This is a genomic window from Citrobacter sp. TBCS-14 (assembly GCF_005280805.1).
GTDB classification, from domain to species: Bacteria; Pseudomonadota; Gammaproteobacteria; order Enterobacterales; family Enterobacteriaceae; genus Citrobacter; species Citrobacter gillenii.
This window is the reverse complement of sequence record NZ_SZWM01000712.1, coordinates 1-235: the sequence shown is the minus strand read 5'-3', so window position 1 is coordinate 235 and position 235 is coordinate 1. Positions and strand designations below refer to the sequence as shown.

Below are 235 nucleotides of genomic sequence, written 5' to 3'. Positions count from 1 at the left end.
CCAAAACAGACTAAATTGCCAGTTTTTCGAGCGTTTTGAAGCCATAGCGCTGCAACACTGGCAATAATTGTTCAGCCTCTGTTGTCATTGCCATGCAAAATGCCACATTCTCATCGGCCGATTTTGCATCTGGCGCTTCGTGTTCTAATAACCAGGCCGTTCGACGCGCAATCGCAGCACCAGAATCCACCAGCCTCGTCCCCTCGGGCAGGACCTGTAAAAGCTCTTCCTGTAA

1 pseudogene is annotated in these 235 nt (G+C 50.2%); it reads right to left on the bottom strand.

Features of this window, described 5'->3' with window-relative positions:
* Nucleotides 1-10: 10 nt before the first annotated feature.
* A pseudogene (locus tag FDX22_RS20850) lies at nt 11-235 on the bottom strand (glutamate racemase); the annotation flags it as partial.